General features: G+C 38.1%; 14 protein-coding genes. 3 read left to right on the top strand and 11 right to left on the bottom strand.

Features of this window, described 5'->3' with window-relative positions; translation table 11 throughout:
• From ADICYQ_RS22040 to cmk, 8 genes are all read right to left on the bottom strand, one after another.
• Nucleotides 1-621, bottom strand: coding sequence for a DUF502 domain-containing protein (locus ADICYQ_RS22040; protein WP_051160322.1), 621 nt, complete (start codon nt 619-621; stop codon nt 1-3).
• A 104-nt stretch (nt 622-725) separates the two neighbouring features.
• Nucleotides 726-1,337, bottom strand: a complete 612-nt coding sequence (gene nqrE, locus ADICYQ_RS22035) for an NADH:ubiquinone reductase (Na(+)-transporting) subunit E (RefSeq protein WP_020892653.1) — start codon at nt 1,335-1,337, stop codon at nt 726-728.
• A gap of 13 nt (nt 1,338-1,350) precedes the next feature.
• Entirely contained in the window at nt 1,351-2,034 is a 684-nt protein-coding gene (locus ADICYQ_RS22030; RefSeq protein WP_020892652.1) for an NADH:ubiquinone reductase (Na(+)-transporting) subunit D, read from the bottom strand.
• A 28-nt stretch (nt 2,035-2,062) separates the two neighbouring features.
• Nucleotides 2,063-2,830, bottom strand: a complete 768-nt coding sequence (gene nqrC / locus ADICYQ_RS22025) for an NADH:ubiquinone reductase (Na(+)-transporting) subunit C (RefSeq protein ID WP_040417601.1) — start codon at nt 2,828-2,830, stop codon at nt 2,063-2,065.
• Entirely contained in the window at nt 2,817-4,019 is a 1,203-nt protein-coding gene (locus tag ADICYQ_RS22020; RefSeq protein ID WP_020892650.1) for an NADH:ubiquinone reductase (Na(+)-transporting) subunit B, read from the bottom strand. The genes nqrC and ADICYQ_RS22020 overlap by 14 nt, the downstream gene beginning before the upstream one ends.
• Nucleotides 4,020-4,022: 3 nt before the next feature.
• Nucleotides 4,023-5,384, bottom strand: a complete 1,362-nt coding sequence (locus ADICYQ_RS22015) for a Na(+)-translocating NADH-quinone reductase subunit A (protein WP_020892649.1) — start codon at nt 5,382-5,384, stop codon at nt 4,023-4,025.
• A gap of 132 nt (nt 5,385-5,516) precedes the next feature.
• Nucleotides 5,517-6,419, bottom strand: coding sequence for a 4-hydroxy-3-methylbut-2-enyl diphosphate reductase (locus ADICYQ_RS22010; protein WP_020892648.1), 903 nt, complete (start codon nt 6,417-6,419; stop codon nt 5,517-5,519).
• A gap of 4 nt (nt 6,420-6,423) precedes the next feature.
• Nucleotides 6,424-7,101: a (d)CMP kinase gene (gene cmk, locus ADICYQ_RS22005; RefSeq protein WP_020892647.1), complete on the bottom strand. Its 678-nt coding sequence runs from the start codon at nt 7,099-7,101 to the stop codon at nt 6,424-6,426.
• 159 nt (nt 7,102-7,260) lie between these two features.
• Here cmk and ade point away from each other — a divergent pair, with 159 nt between their 5' ends.
• The 3 genes from ade to ADICYQ_RS21990 all read left to right on the top strand — a co-directional run bounded on the left by ade (nt 7,261) and on the right by ADICYQ_RS21990 (nt 12,092).
• Nucleotides 7,261-8,895, top strand: a complete 1,635-nt coding sequence (gene ade, locus ADICYQ_RS22000) for an adenine deaminase (RefSeq protein WP_020892646.1) — start codon at nt 7,261-7,263, stop codon at nt 8,893-8,895.
• Nucleotides 8,896-8,929: 34 nt separating this feature from the next.
• The gene (locus ADICYQ_RS21995) at nt 8,930-10,249 is read left to right on the top strand and encodes an ATP-binding protein (RefSeq protein WP_235114852.1); all 1,320 of its coding nucleotides are present in this window, start codon (nt 8,930-8,932) and stop codon (nt 10,247-10,249) included.
• 637 nt (nt 10,250-10,886) lie between these two features.
• A complete protein-coding gene (locus tag ADICYQ_RS21990; RefSeq protein WP_020892643.1) occupies nt 10,887-12,092 on the top strand; it encodes a sensor histidine kinase in 1,206 nt (401 codons plus the stop codon).
• Between the two features lie 56 nt (nt 12,093-12,148).
• Here the strand turns inward: ADICYQ_RS21990 and ADICYQ_RS21985 are convergent, their stop codons facing one another.
• The 3 genes from ADICYQ_RS21985 to ADICYQ_RS21975 all read right to left on the bottom strand — a co-directional run bounded on the left by ADICYQ_RS21985 (nt 12,149) and on the right by ADICYQ_RS21975 (nt 15,252).
• On the bottom strand, nt 12,149-13,216 hold the full coding sequence (locus tag ADICYQ_RS21985; protein ID WP_020892642.1) for a DUF3810 domain-containing protein: 1,068 nt from the start codon (nt 13,214-13,216) through the stop codon (nt 12,149-12,151).
• 26 nt (nt 13,217-13,242) lie between these two features.
• Nucleotides 13,243-13,824 carry a NifU family protein gene (locus ADICYQ_RS21980; protein ID WP_020892641.1) on the bottom strand — a complete coding sequence of 194 codons (582 nt, stop codon included), beginning with the start codon at nt 13,822-13,824 and terminating at the stop codon, nt 13,243-13,245.
• Between the two features lie 102 nt (nt 13,825-13,926).
• On the bottom strand, nt 13,927-15,252 hold the full coding sequence (locus ADICYQ_RS21975; protein ID WP_020892640.1) for a dicarboxylate/amino acid:cation symporter: 1,326 nt from the start codon (nt 15,250-15,252) through the stop codon (nt 13,927-13,929).
• Nucleotides 15,253-15,264 lie beyond the last annotated feature (12 nt).

The raw sequence follows: 15,264 nt of genomic DNA, 5'->3' as shown, positions 1-15,264 counted from the left end.
CTATAGAATGTCTTTAGGCGTAATGGGCATTTCTTCCACCTTATGTGCTTTTGGATTTTTGTAATAATGCAAGTCAGATACGCCACCAGAAACAATGAATTTCATGACCTCTGTGCTATTGACATTATGTAATTTCTCTACATTTTTTCTAGGCACCAGGTACAAGTTGCCACTGAAATTGTAGGAGTGTGGGAAGTAGACTGCCACCAATTCTTCCTGCCCGATTACTTTTAAATCATCCTGTGTCATAAAACCTAGTCTCGACATATTGTCGGAAAGTTTCACGACGATAGGCGTGTTGAATTTCTTCTTATCGCCTACAAATGCAGACATAAGATCTTTGATACTTGTATATAGAATATTTACCAAAGGTATTTTGAATACTAGTTTTTCCAGCTCTTCAAAAATTGATTTGGTGATAAAAATGCTAGTTAGGTAGCCAACAAGGGTAATGAAAACCAGCATAACCAATATACCGAGGCCAGGTATATTGACTGGAATGATATTGTCTAAAAATTGAACCGTGATGATAATAATATAGGCCGTCAAAAAAAAGGGCACTACAAATAAAAGGCCCCTAAGAAAGTATCCTAAAATTCGTTTTGAAGTGAAATTTGACATCTCAGACTGGGTTAGCGTTAATTTATTCTAAAAGCCAAAAAACCCTGCTCACTATAAAGAGAACAGGGTTTCATTAATTATCGTAACTGAATATTAACCTATTATTATAAATCAATACCCATAAATGACATAAATGCGATTCCCATGAGCCCTGTTATGAGCATGGTAATGCCAAGTCCTTTTAGGCCATTAGGTACATTAGAGTATTTTAATTTCTCTCTGATAGCAGCTAAAGCAACTATTGCAAGGAAAAATCCAGTTCCTGAACCAAATCCATAAACGGTTGCCTCGGCAAGCGTATAATCTCTTTGGGCCATGAAAAGTGATCCACCCAAAATAGCACAGTTTACTGCGATAAGGGGAAGGAAAATACCCAAGGCACCATATAGGGCAGGAGCAAATTTTTCAACTACCATTTCTACCAACTGAACCATGGCTGCAATGATTGCAATAAACATGATAAATCGGAGAAAGGTAAGATCTATAACGGCAAAGGATTCACCAAGAAATGACAAAGCCCCTTCCTTCAATACAAATTCATTCAATAACCAATTGAGAGGGACTGTTATCGTCAATACGAATATAACGGCAGCACCCAGACCCAAGGCTGTACTAACTTTTTTGGATACAGCCAAAAAAGAACACATACCCAGGAAGTAGGCAAAAACCATATTGTCAATAAAAATTGACCTAATTGCTAAACTAAATAATTCCATTGTTCCTGATTTATTAATGTTCTACATATCCTGTTTTGGATCTTTGGACCCAAATCAATAATCCCAAAATAATAAAAGCACCAACTGGCGAAACCATAAGGCCATTGGTAGCTAAGTTGAAGTCCTCTCCAAACCATCCAGAGACATAATCAAAAACTGGGATACCAAAAACAGCACCAGAACCCCATAACTCTCTAAAGAAAGCGACTGTAAGAATTATCCAGGAATAACCCAAGGCACTTCCGAATCCATCTAGAATAGAATCGTAAGGTTTGTTACCTAAAGCAAAAGCTTCCAGACGTCCCATTACGATACAGTTGGTAATAATCAGGCCAACAAAAACGGATAACTCTTTGTACATATCGTAAGCAAAAGCCTTCAATACTTCATTTACCAGTGTTACCAAAGTTGCCACTACTGCTAGTTGAACAATGATCCTTACCCTGCCAGGTATTTTATTTCTCAAAAGAGAAATGGACAGGTTAGACATTACTATTACAAAAATAACCGACAAGGCCATTACCAAGGTTGGTTGCATCTGCGTTGTTACCGCCAGGGCGGAACATATACCCAATACCTGAATGGTAATAGGGTTATCATCTACCAAAGGGTCAGTAACCAGCTTTTTCCTCCTTTTGGAGAACAAAGCTTCTGTATCCTTTTCTATTATTGCTTTATCAGCGGTTTCTGTACTCATAATTTCTTTGTGTTGAAATTTTTCACAATTAATTCATAGCCACTTTTGAACTACCCTCTTTCTTTTTGTCCATGTAGGACTGGTAATAATTCAGGTAGTTTTTAAGCATTTTATTGACACCATTGGCAGTGATGGTTGCACCAGACATGCCATCAATTTTGTGAGGGTCACCGGAATAATCCTTGCCTTCACCTTTTTGCATGTCTACTGATACAAGTTCTCCATCTTCACTGTAGATGGTTTTGTCTTTGTATCTCTGCTGCACATCCAATGAGGTAATTCTTGCACCCAAACCAGGTGTTTCTCCTGCATGTGAAAAAGTCACCCCTTCTATGGTATCCATATCAGTTTTCAAAGCTACATATCCCCATATTTTATCCCAAAGGCCATTGCCGTAAACTGGCAATACATAAGCGATTGCTGCATCTTCACTTCCTTCTTCAAGGAAGATGAAAACTGGGAATAGTCTTTCTTCTGGATCTTTTTTGAAATTTTTACCAACATCTACTGTTTCAGCGGTAATTTCTACACCGTCTTGCTCAGTGATTTCTTCGCCTTTAATGTTTACTACTACAGAAGATATTCTGCTTGCGTAGTATTCATTAACTTCTTCAGGCTTCATCTCAGCGATGCTTTCTGCGGGTATTACCGCACCAAGAATTTGCTTTTTGGTATCAAGTTCTTCAGCTTTCTTTTGAATAGGTTTTAATATCTCAGATGTACCTGACAATAATAGACCTAAAACTACGGTCAAAATGACCGAAAATGTAATGATATAAGCGTTAGACTGTTGCACGTTGTAACCTCCTTTTCTTGTTTGCTTTAACTACATAATAATCGATAAGCGGTGCAAATACATTCATAAATAACACCGCTAGCATAATGCCTTCAGGATATGCAGGGTTGGTTACCCGAATAATTATCGTGAGAACACCTATAAGTAAACCATAAATCCATTTTCCTGATTCAGTTTGAGAAGCAGAAACAGGATCCGTAGCCATAAATACAATTCCGAATGCTACACCTCCCATTACCAAGTGATAATGTGCAGGCATGGCCATAAATTCATTTACTGCCAATAGTTGCATTACTGCAGCCATAAGATAAGCTCCAGCAAAACCACTTACAATGATTTTCCAACTGGCTACTCCTGTAAACAACAAGATAGCGGCTCCAATTAAGACCATCAAAGTGGATGTTTCACCAATTGAACCAGGAATAAATCCCATGAACATATTTTGGAAGCTAAACATATTGTCCATCAAGGCTGCGTTGTGGCTCGCCAGATTGGTTACAGCATTCACTCCATCTTGTCCGGATTGGTAAGCAACCGCAAGAGCCGTAGCTCCTGAAAAACCGTCGACAGGCATTTTGTCTCCTAAATACGTCCATACCTGGTCACCAGATATTTGGGCTGGGTAGGCGAAATACAAAAATGCCCTGGCGGTCATCGCTACGTTTAGTATATTCATTCCAGTACCTCCGAAAACTTCCTTTGCAATAACAACTGCAAAGACTGTTGCCAAAGCAACTTGCCATAAAGGCGTTGTTGCTGGTACTATTAGAGGGATTAACATACCCGTAACCAGGAAGCCTTCGTTAATGGGGTGTTTTCGTACTACTGCAAAAACTGCTTCTACTATACCCCCAGCTGTGTACGCTACCAATACTATTGGTAAGACTAGGGTCAAGCCTAAAACAAACTTGTCTCCAAAAGTCCCTGCTTCACCTACTGCTAGATAGTGTAAATGGCCAGTATTATAAATTCCAAATAACAAGCATGGAATCATGGCAATAACCACTGTGATCATCATCCTTTTCAGGTCGATCGCATCCTTTACCTGTGCACCTTTAATAGCTGTTGTATGATTTGGTGAAAACATAAATGTTTCCCCTGCTTCGTACAGGTAATAAAGATCTTCCAATTTTCCTCCCTTTTGGAATAAGGGTTTCTGTTTATCCAACAGATCTCGTAAAAACTTCATATTTTAACTGTATTGAATAAGTTCTATACCTTTTCTAATTAATTGCTGAACCGGGTGCTTGGAAACATCTACAAATTCACACAATGCAAGATCTTCTTCTACAACTTCGTAAATTCCTAGCTCTTCCATTTCATCAAAATCTTCAGCCATGATGGCTTTTAAAAGATAAACAGGATAAATGTCCATTGGTGTTACCTTTTCGAAAACGCCTGTTTGCACAAATGCTCTAGGTTCCCCCCTAACATTGGAGTCTAATGTGTATTCTTTCTTTGGAAAAAGGAAAGACATTAAACCCAAGGCTTTGTGAAAGCTTAGCTTGTCAGCAGTAGGCTTCATCCAACCAAGAAATTCATAATAATCACCCTCAGGGATTATCGTTAGTTGGTGCTGATAGTAGCCTAGGTAGCCATCGTTGTTTATTTTTTCTCCAGTTAGAACATTTCCAGAAATAACCCTAAAGTTATTGGATTTGGTATTACCGGCAACGTAGCTGTCAACACAACTTCCTATATAAGTCTGTGCGTAGGATGGATTTTTTGCTTCAGAGCCACTGATGGCTACTAATTTTGAAGCGTCGTAGATTCCATTTATGAAAAGTTTACCAATTTGGACAACACCATAAGGATTTATTGTCCAAAGGATCTCTCCTTTATTGATAGGTGCCACGTGATGGATTTGAACGCCTACATTTCCTGAAGGGTGTGGGCCAGAAAAGTTAGTGGTTTCAACGCCTTCAATTGAAGCTAGTTCTACAGATTTCTCATCGGAAGACAAGCCCAAATAAACCTTACCTTTTGTAAGCTTTTTTAGGACATCTATCCCTGCCTGAAAATAATTGCTTTGCCCTTTAAGGGTGAAATTATAATCTGGGGCTAATGGATGGGAATCAAATCCTGAAATAAATATAGCACGAGGAGTATCATCAGGATTGGCAACTACTCCATAAGGCCTTTGAATTATTTGAGGCCAAACACCTGAAGCAGTAAGTTTGTCTGTGATTGACTCCTTACTTGCTGACTTAATTTCTGAGGAAGTGAATTTCTCAAAGTTTTCAAAATTAATTTCGCCGTCAGCTAGGATTTTTATTTCCAGTAATTTTCTTTTTTCTCCTCGTTTAATTTCAACGATTTCTCCAGATACAGGTGCAACATACATCACCCTTTCTAGTTTTTTATCAATTAAAATAGGAGTGCCTGCCTTTACCGTATCACCTTCTTTTACAAGGACCTTAGGTCTTTGCATTCCGATGAAATCTGTGGGCTTGATGGCAAAGGTTTTGACAGGTTGGTAATCACCGACTTTTTTTTCGGCTTTACCAATCAGGCGTATATCAAACCCTTTTTTAAGCTTGACTTGTTTTGACATATTTATTTTTTGAAACTATTTGATCCTATGAAAAACGCCTCAAATCTAATAAATTACATTAGTTATTAGAAGATAATTCGGCGATTATTTACCTATTTTTTATGTATAAAACCCAATTAGTGGGGTCGCTTCTCAAATGATTGCCTTAATACTGTTTTTATCAAGGGATAAAATATGGTCTTTTACTTGATCCATGAGCCACATCGGGGTGGATGTAGCGCCACAAATACCGATTTTATCTTCCGGGTTTAGCCATTCCAGATTTATTTCAGTTTCATTTTCTACGAAGAAACTTCTTTCGTTTATTCCTTTGCAAACTTGATATAGGGCTTTTCCATTTGAGCTCTTTTTGCCAGCTACAAAAACGATTACATCATTGTCTTCAGAAAACTTTTGTAATTGAGGCTCTCTGTTGGAAACTTGTCTACAGATAGAATCATTGGCATTAAAATCTATATCGTTCAAAATGCCTTTAGCCTCTTTGATTTTTTCTTCAATTTTAGCCTTCAGCTCATAAAAGCCTTTAGTGCTTTTGGTGGTTTGACTAAAAAGCGTCACTGGTCTGGTAAAGTCAATTTGGTCTAAATCGGCATCATCCATTACAACTATTGCCTTTTCAAGCGTTTGTCCAGTCAATCCTATAACCTCGGCATGGCCCTTTTTGCCGTAAATTACAATTTGACCGCTTTGCTTTTCCATTTTATCAAAAGCGCTTTTTACCCGGTGTTGTAGCTTCAATACTACTGGGCAAGAAGCATCAATTAACTCAATATTGTTTTTTATAGCTGTCCGATAGGTTTCCGGTGGTTCACCGTGAGCGCGGATTAGGACTTTGCAATCATGCAAATCCTCCAGTTGATCCCTATCGATCACTACGAGGCCTTTGCTGCTGAGTCGGTTGACCTCCATTGCATTGTGCACGATGTCTCCCAGGCAATACAGCTTAGAACTACTTTCCATCTCATCCTCAGCCATCTTAATGGCATACTCAACGCCAAAACAATAACCGGAATTCTTATCTATAGTAACTTCCATAAAATTAGTTCATTCTCTCCTTAGCCAATTCAATTATTTTTGAAACCTGGTCCTTAAATTCAAGATAACTGGTGTCAATCTCAATGGCGTCTAATGCTTTTTTTAACGGGCTTACAGCTCTTCCTGAATCGATTGCATCCCTGGATTCCAGGTTTTCCTTAACAATGTCCAAGCTTATCCTTTCTCCTCTTTCCAACAGTTCTTTCTGTCTCCTTTCAGCACGGATAGTAGTGTCAGCAGTCATAAAAATCTTCAGTTCTGCCTCAGGAAAGACTACGGTGCCAATGTCACGGCCGTCCATAACTATCCCTTTATCATTTCCCATCCTTTGCTGAATGTCCACCATTGCAGTGCGGACATCTGCTACTGTACTCACTTCACTTACATGTGAAGATACGGTCATGCCCCTGATTTCAGCTTCTATATTTTCGCCATTCATGAAAATCTCCTGTATTCCTTTTGCTTCATTGAAATGAAAGGTGATTTTTATGTCTTTAAGGTTATTTATAATTTCTTCTGAATTAGCAAGGTCTGTGTTATTCCTTAAAAAATAAAGGGTCACTGCCCGATACATGGCGCCAGAATCCAAATAGGTATATTGCAAACCCTTCGCTACTGCTTTAGCTGTAGTACTTTTTCCGCATCCAGAATACCCATCGATGGCAATGATAATTTTTTTCATCAAAGAAAAATGAAATTGCTTACTGCTTTCCTTTTCAGTTGCAAATATAGTATATTTATGACTATTCTTGGCAGGAAGCTTTATTTGAATTGGTTTTTTATTCCCTTTAGGGATCTTGTTGTCTTGAATGCGTAAATTCTATTTTAATTTTTCATAAGAATGTCAATAACTTTTAAGGTCAAGGGAAAATTTGTAGATATTATCAATCGGAAAATTTTTCCTGCAGAAATTCAGGTTTCACAAGGCAAAATTAGCAGTATTTTAGAAGTAAGTGAGGCACCCAATAAGTTTATTCTACCAGGTTTTATAGATGCGCATGTTCACATAGAATCCTCATTGCTCATCCCTTCTGAATTTGCACGCTTGGCTTGTCTTCACGGAACAGTTGCCACTGTTTCTGACCCACATGAAATAGCTAACGTCTGTGGGCTTGAAGGGGTGGAATACATGATTGACAATGGTAATCAAACACCATTTAAGTTTTTCTTCGGTGCTCCCTCATGTGTTCCTGCTACTGAATTTGAAACTGCAGGGGCAATTATTGACAGTTCAGAAACAGAAAAACTCCTGAGGCGAAAGGACATTCTTTACTTGGCTGAAATGATGAATTGGCCAGGAGTGCTTGCAGGAGATGAGGAGGTAAAGAAAAAGATTGAATGGGCAAAAAAATACAATAAACCAGTAGATGGGCATGCTCCTGGATTGACAGGAGAAAAGGCCGTAGCATACATCAATGCAGGGATTTCTACAGATCATGAATGTGTTTCACTGGAAGAAGCCAGGAACAAGGCCAATCATGGAATGAAGATTGTCATTCGAGAAGGGAGTGCTGCTAAGAATTTTGATGTGCTGATAGACCTAATAGATGATTTCCCCGGTCAAATTATGTTTTGCTCTGATGATAAACATCCGGACAGCCTGCTGGAAGGACACATCAATCAGTTGGCTGCTCGGGCAATAAGTAAAGGAAAAGACCTTTTTGATGTGCTTCAGGCCTGCTGCATAAACCCAGTACATCATTATGGGCTTGATGTAGGCTTACTTGAGGTAAATGATGCTGCGGATTTTATATTGGTAGATGATTTGATAAATTTCAAAGCATTTGAAACGTATATCTCTGGAGAGTTGGTCGCCAAGGAAGGAAAGACAAAATTGTTGTCAGTAAAAGGAGCGGCCATCAATAACTTTAATACCTCTTTTGTGACTGCTGAGGATTTTGAACTTATCCATGAGGGGGGGAAGGCAAAAGTGATTCAGGCGCATGACTCACAATTGATAACAACAAGTGTTCTTGTCGATGTTCCTTCAATTAATGGTAAAGTTTCTACTGATATTGAGAATGATATACTTAAAATTGCTGTTATAAACAGGTACCAGCCCAATGTAAAACCGGCTGTTGCTTTGGTTAAAAATTTTGGTTTGAAACATGGCGCCATTGGTTCTTCTGTGGCACATGACTCGCATAATGTTATTATAGTTGGTACTAATGATGCGTTAATGGCCAAGGCCGCAAACTTAATCATTGAAAGCAGTGGTGGCTTGTCAGCTGTAAGTAATGAGAAAGACAGTCTCTTGAAACTACCTGTCGGAGGATTAATGAGTGATGCTGATGGTTTTTCGGTTGCAAGGGATTATATTGAAGTTGATAAGGTGGCTAAAGGATTGGGTTGTTCACTACAATCACCCTATATGACATTAAGTTTTATGGCATTATTGGTTATTCCTCAGATCAAATTAAGTGATAAAGGATTGTTTGATGGGGAGTCGTTTTCGTTTACAAAAGTTTTTGGTTAGGATAACGGAATTTATTTAACAGTTGATCTTGGAAGTGAAGTATTGGGAAAAAATTAAAAGGCAAAGTAAGCGTTTGTTCTTCTGGGATGGTAATCCATCTATGGAAGTTCAGATTTACAATGCCATTTTGGTAATTATTTTTTTCATCGGTATTATATTTTCTATTTCAAACCTGTTTTTAGGCAATCAAGCATTGGTTTGGTCAAGCGCTATAGCGGTAGTTTTACTGTTAATCTGTTTTTATTTATTAAGAGTCAAAAATGCTTATAAACTGGCATTTTACATCTCAAGCGGGGGGAGTTATCCTCTTTTAGCCTATGCATTTTTTTACAATGATGGCATCAATGGGCCTAATTTTTACATGTTTTTACTGGTTCATTTAATTATTCTTAGCATCTTAAAGTTGAAGTTTCATTACGTATGGACTTTAATAAACATGTTGTTTTTTACTGGTCTTTTTTACATTGGCCTTTATCATGAAGAATGGATACCCAAAAATTATGTGAGCAAAGAGGCTGTTTTTTTAGACCATGTCCTCACTTATTTTGTGTCACTTATTGGTATTTCTATATTGATAAATAGCATAAAGCGATTTTATGCAGTAGAAAAGGAAAAGGTAAAGGAAAAATCAATTGAATTGACCCAAATCAATCGTAGCCTCACAAAAACCAGTGCGCAAAAAGACAAGATCATTACCATTATTTCGCACGACCTTAAAAATCCCCTTCAATCTATTATTCAAACGCTAGAGTTAATGGATTCTGGGGAACTTTCAGAAGAAGAAATTAAATTCCTCCGCCAGGAACTGTTAAAAACGACTAATAGAACCTACAAAATGATGGAAAATATTTTGGAGTGGTCTTCTTTTGAGATTAAAAATATGGCTGGGCGCGAAAAAGAGATGCTGGTGAAAGAGCTCGTCGAGGATACAGTAGAAATTTTGAAGGTAATAGCCAAGCAAAAAAGTATTCAACTAGAGGTTAACTATCACAAAAACCCTTTAGTTTATCTTGAAACAGATCGATTGCTACTTATTTTTAGAAATCTTGTTCAGAACGCCATCAAATTTACCCCGGCAGGTGGACTTGTCACAATCGATCTTAATTGTTTAAATGAACAGCTTATCCTCGAAATTACGGACAATGGAATTGGCATTTCAGCGGATCGACTGAGTAACATTTTTGCACAAGACATAAAATCTACCTATGGTACAGAACAGGAGAAAGGGACAGGTATGGGACTTCACCTGTGTTATCAAAGTGCACACAAATTAAATGGGGAATTGAAAGTAGATAGTACTGAAGGGGTAGGCTCAAGTTTCAAGCTCATTATACCCACAGGAATTAATAGGTAACTTTTCATTGGGCAATCAACTAAATGGTTTTGCATTTTTGTCTACCTCTTACTTAATGGAATCAAGTGGCGCTATTTTCACCTTTATTTTGAAGAAATTTTGAAGGTATAAATTTCAGTTTTTTTTCTAATTGACTCTTTGTCTTCTCCTTGATACAATTGATAATTCTAACATTAGGTAGTTCTGGAAGCGTATTTTTTTTATAAATTTCAGAAAACTTGTTGCATGTCTGTTGTTAGTATAGTTGAAAATCCCACTTTACTCATTTACAGAAAGAAGGAAAAATGAGCATTGCTGATGGTTTTTCGGTAACTATAGATTATATTGAAATTGATAGATTAGATAGGGCACTGGTTTGAGTGCGATTATCACCCTATATGCCGTTAAATTTTAAGGGGTTAAATGTTATTTTTTAGATTAAATAAGCCATATAGGTTTATTTTGTGGGCGTTTATTGCGTTCCCAAAGGTTTTAGTAAGTAATACTGTTTTAAATACTAGCAGGTTTTGAAAGTAGATTTTTGGGTAAAAATTAAAGGGTTAAGTAATAATTTGTTCTATTGGGAAGGTAACCCCACCATGGAAGTGCAAATTTTTAATGCCACACTGATAATCATCTTTTTCTTTAACCTTTTTTAATGGCTTTGAACATTTATATAGGGAACTATGTATTGTTCGGGCTTTGTGTATTTATCTCCATTATCGTAACAGGCTATTTGTATTTATTAAGGGTAAAAAGAGCCTATAAAACGGCGTTTTATTCTGCAAGTCTGAGCATATACCCTATTTTGACCTACAACTTCTTGCATAATGACGGGATTAATGGCCCAACCTTTTATGTTTTCTTACTTATCCATTTAGTAATCCTTAGCATTGTAAAAAGCAAGTATTATTTATTATGGACTGTGCTGAATGTTGTTTTTTTTATAGGGTTATACTATATAGGACTATATCATGAAAATTGGGTACCAATAAATTATGGAAACAAGGAAGAAATATTTACGGATCAATCCGTAACCTATACAGCATGTATTATCGGAATTTCACTAGTAGCAGCTAGTTTGAAATATTTTTATGGCATCCAAAAAAATAGAGTAAGGCAACAAAGGGAAGAGTTGACGAAGGTAAATAAAAGCTTGAAACAAACGAGTGATAAAAAGGATAGAATAATTACCATCATATCGCATGATCTGAAAAACCCCCTTCAATCGATCATACAAACACTTGAACTGATAAATTCAGGGGACCTTACAGAAGAAGAAGCCAAATACCTTAGGGAAGAATTGTTAAAAACGACCAACAGAACCTACCAAATGATGGAAAATATTTTGGAGTGGTCTTCTTTTGAAATTAAAAATGTGGCTGGGCGAGAAAAGAAGATCCTGGTAAAAGAGCTTGTTGAAGATACAGTGGAAATATTGAAGGTGATTTCCAAACAAAAACGCATTCAACTTGAGGTTAATTTCCTTAAAAATCCTATGGTATATATTGAAACCGATAGGTTGCTGCTTATTTTTAGAAACCTTGTTCAGAATGCTATCAAGTTTACACCTGCAGGGGGACTAGTGACGGTAAATATTAATAGTAGTGACGGACAGTTAATTCTTGAAATAACAGACAATGGAATTGGAATATCTGCCGATCGATTGAAAAATATTTTCGAACAAGATATAAAATCTACTTACGGAACGGAACAAGAGAAAGGAACCGGCATGGGGCTTCACCTGTGTTTTCAAAGTGCTCACAAGCTAAATGGGCAATTGGAAGTGAAAAGTACTGAGGGTGTTGGCTCCAGTTTTAAACTTGTCATCCCAACAGGTATTAATAAACCCTCACTCGTCTGATTAGAGTTGAAAAATGAACTGTTTCCCTTTCTTAAAAATGGTATTTATTGGACTAGCTATTCTTCTTTAGCCTTCCAGGCATGAACCAGCATGGGTAGTTGTGCATAACTTTTTACGCCTTCCTTTACACCCTGGGTTTTCAAATACAGGTCATTGGATTTTCTGCTAAGTTCAATCGAATAGGGCCTAATAGCACTATTGCTCACTTGAATTTCTTTTATATCTCTTTTAATTATTTCTGGGATATTTGTCACAAAAAGGGCATAACCTTCTTCATCCATTCTGTATAGGTCATTGAGTTGATAGCGAAACAACTTTAATGTTGCGGAGTAACGAATAAATGGTTGATCGCTTTCGGAACAAATCAGCCAAGCCATAAAATTGGCTTCCCCCTCATTCGTGATACCGAAGCCATGGGCCAGTTCATGGGACATGGTGAAGCTTTTTTCTAAGGGATGGAGGCTAGGGTCAAGGTATCCCTCACCAGTAAATGGGAAGTAAATACCGAAAATCCCTAGTTTTCTGAGCGTACCTTCAGGTTGAAATTGCTTTACCACAGGATTACCTCTCCAGCTATGGTTCCATTCTTTTAAAAACCCTTTCATTTCATCCCGAACCTGGGAAATTTGAAGTGAAAAAGCTGGGGCATCTGGTAGTGCAGTCGTGTCTGTTTGAAGGGCTGACCTTATCGAAACAAGTTCTTTTTGGGTAGTCTCAATTTCTTCAACCAAAAGGGACAAGGATAAAGGTTCAGGGTTTAAATTCAGGTGCTGGTATAGTGGAATCCGGTAATAATTAAATCCCCAAAGCATTAGGAATAGGAAGATCACCCAACCAAAAAAATTAATCAGAACTCTGGGGAAAAACAATAGTTTTCGCTCATTACTTGTAAGCTGTTTCAGGTTTTTTATGAAACGGTAACCAAGAAATAGCAAGCCCACCAACAAGAGATAAATTGCAGGAAAAGGCAAAAGAACTAATGTGTGGTCAAGCAGTCCTCTGATGATCGGGTAAAGGGTAGCCGAATACCATTTTTCTGTCAATTGGGGAGACTGTGCTGCAAAAAACCTTAATACAATTGCAAACAATCCCAAACAACCACCTACCCACCTGCTAAAGCCCATAACCTACAATAAAGCGCTACAGGAGGCTAAACGCCTTCTGCTTCAACACTTTTAACTTCAGGCAACATTCTGGTTAATAAATTTTCAATACCAGCTTTCAGTGTAACAGTACTCGATGGGCATCCAGAGCAAGAGCCTTGCAATAAAACTTTCACTATTCCTTCTTGAAAACTATGGAAGACAATTGCACCCCCATCTTGTTCAACTGCAGGACGAATGTACTCATCCAAAATGCCTTTAATTTTTTTGACTACCTCACTGTCGTTTTCGTCAAAAAGTGGGTCACTTTCAAATTGAGTAGTTATTGCTTGCTTACCCGTTTCCAAATAGCTTTTGATTTGGTTTCTGATATGTTCTTGAATATCTTCCCAAGGTATGTCTACTTTTTTGGTAACCGTTACAAAATTGGAGGCGATGAAAACCCTTTCCACAGCGGCAAAATTGAATAACTCTAATGCAAGAGGAGAATTAGCCGCACTTTCCTCATCAGGAAAATCAAAACTGACAGCATCATCTGCCAACATAAAATTGGCTACAAATTTTAAGGAATTCGGATTTGGGTTCGACTCCATGTACAGGTGTACAGGTCTTTTTTGTGCTTCTAGCATTATTTTATGATTATAATTCTTAAAATTATTCCTTTGATTATTTTAGAACGAAAGCGGGTACATCTTGGTTCGTTCACCCACGAATTCACCTGAGATTATATGTCAGGTGTTTGTCAGGGGATTTGATTTTCTGATCAGGCCTTCAGGTAATTCTCCTTCTGTTGAGGCCACTACTGTGCACACCATTGCGTCTCCAGTAACATTCACGATTGTTCGGAACATGTCCAATATTCTATCAGGTGCCAGGATCAAAGCAATTCCTGCAGAAGGTACGCCGATAGATTCCAGGACAATGATGAGCATTATAATACCCGCGCCCGGCACCCCGGCAGTGCCAATGGATGCTAGCGTTGCTGTCATGACAATCATTAGTTGTTGACTTAAGCTAAGGTCAAAGCCCATGGCCTGTGCTATAAATACAGCTGCAACCCCCTGGTACAAACTTGTGCCATCCATATTGATAGTGGCTCCCAATGGCAGAACAAAGCTACTAATTTCCTCTGAGACCCCTATTTCTTCCTCTACTTGCTTCATCGTCACGGGCAAAGTCGCCGAGCTTGAACTTGTCGTAAAAGCCAGCAATTGTGCTGGGCGAAGTGCTTTGAAGAAATCCATGTATTTGACCTTGGTGAAAATCTTCAGGATCATAGGATAAAAGAAAACGACCATTAAAAGCAATCCTCCAATCACAACAAGACTGTATTTCAATAAGGCCAATAACAATTCTATCGCAGAATCTGGGTTGTCTCCTGTAATGTCAACAATTAACGAAGCCATCAATGCAAAAACCCCATAGGGGGCCAGAATCATTATAAATCCCACGATTTCGATGATCACATCATTGATGCCTTCAAAAAAAGCAATGACGGGTGCCGCTTTGGCTTTAGGGATTCGAATCAATGCAATGCCCATAATGATGGCAAAAAACACCACCTGTAACATCATTTCATTTGCTGCCGCTGCCTGGAAAATGTTTTCAGGCACCATGTCAACCAAGGGTTTCAAAGGACTTTGGTCCTTAATTTGTTCGGCTTCTAAAGATTTGCTGCCTGCTGTTTCGTCATACAATTCCATCAACTTTTCCCTGGTTTCAGAAGGCAGGCTTTTTCCAGGATTGAAGATATTTACCAATATTAAACCAACCGAGACTGAAAGGGCAGTTGTGAAAATGTAAATGAGTATGGTCTTTCCGCCAATTCGACTCAATTTGGTGATGTCTCCCAAATTAGATACACCAACGATTAAGGAGGCCAAAACCAGTGGCACCGCAATCATTTTAAGCGCAGTGATGAAAACCGTTCCTATTGGTTTGACATAGTCATTGATAAAGTCTGGTGAAAGTCCAAATTTTACAACCCCAAGCCCAACGGCCAGGCCTAAAACCAAGCCTATAATGATACGGGTATGAAGAGGTATATTTCTTTTCATAAATAATGACGC

The organism is Cyclobacterium qasimii M12-11B (genome assembly GCF_000427295.1).
Taxonomy (GTDB): domain Bacteria; phylum Bacteroidota; class Bacteroidia; order Cytophagales; family Cyclobacteriaceae; genus Cyclobacterium; species Cyclobacterium qasimii.
This window is presented reverse-complemented; position numbering and strand designations above follow the sequence as displayed.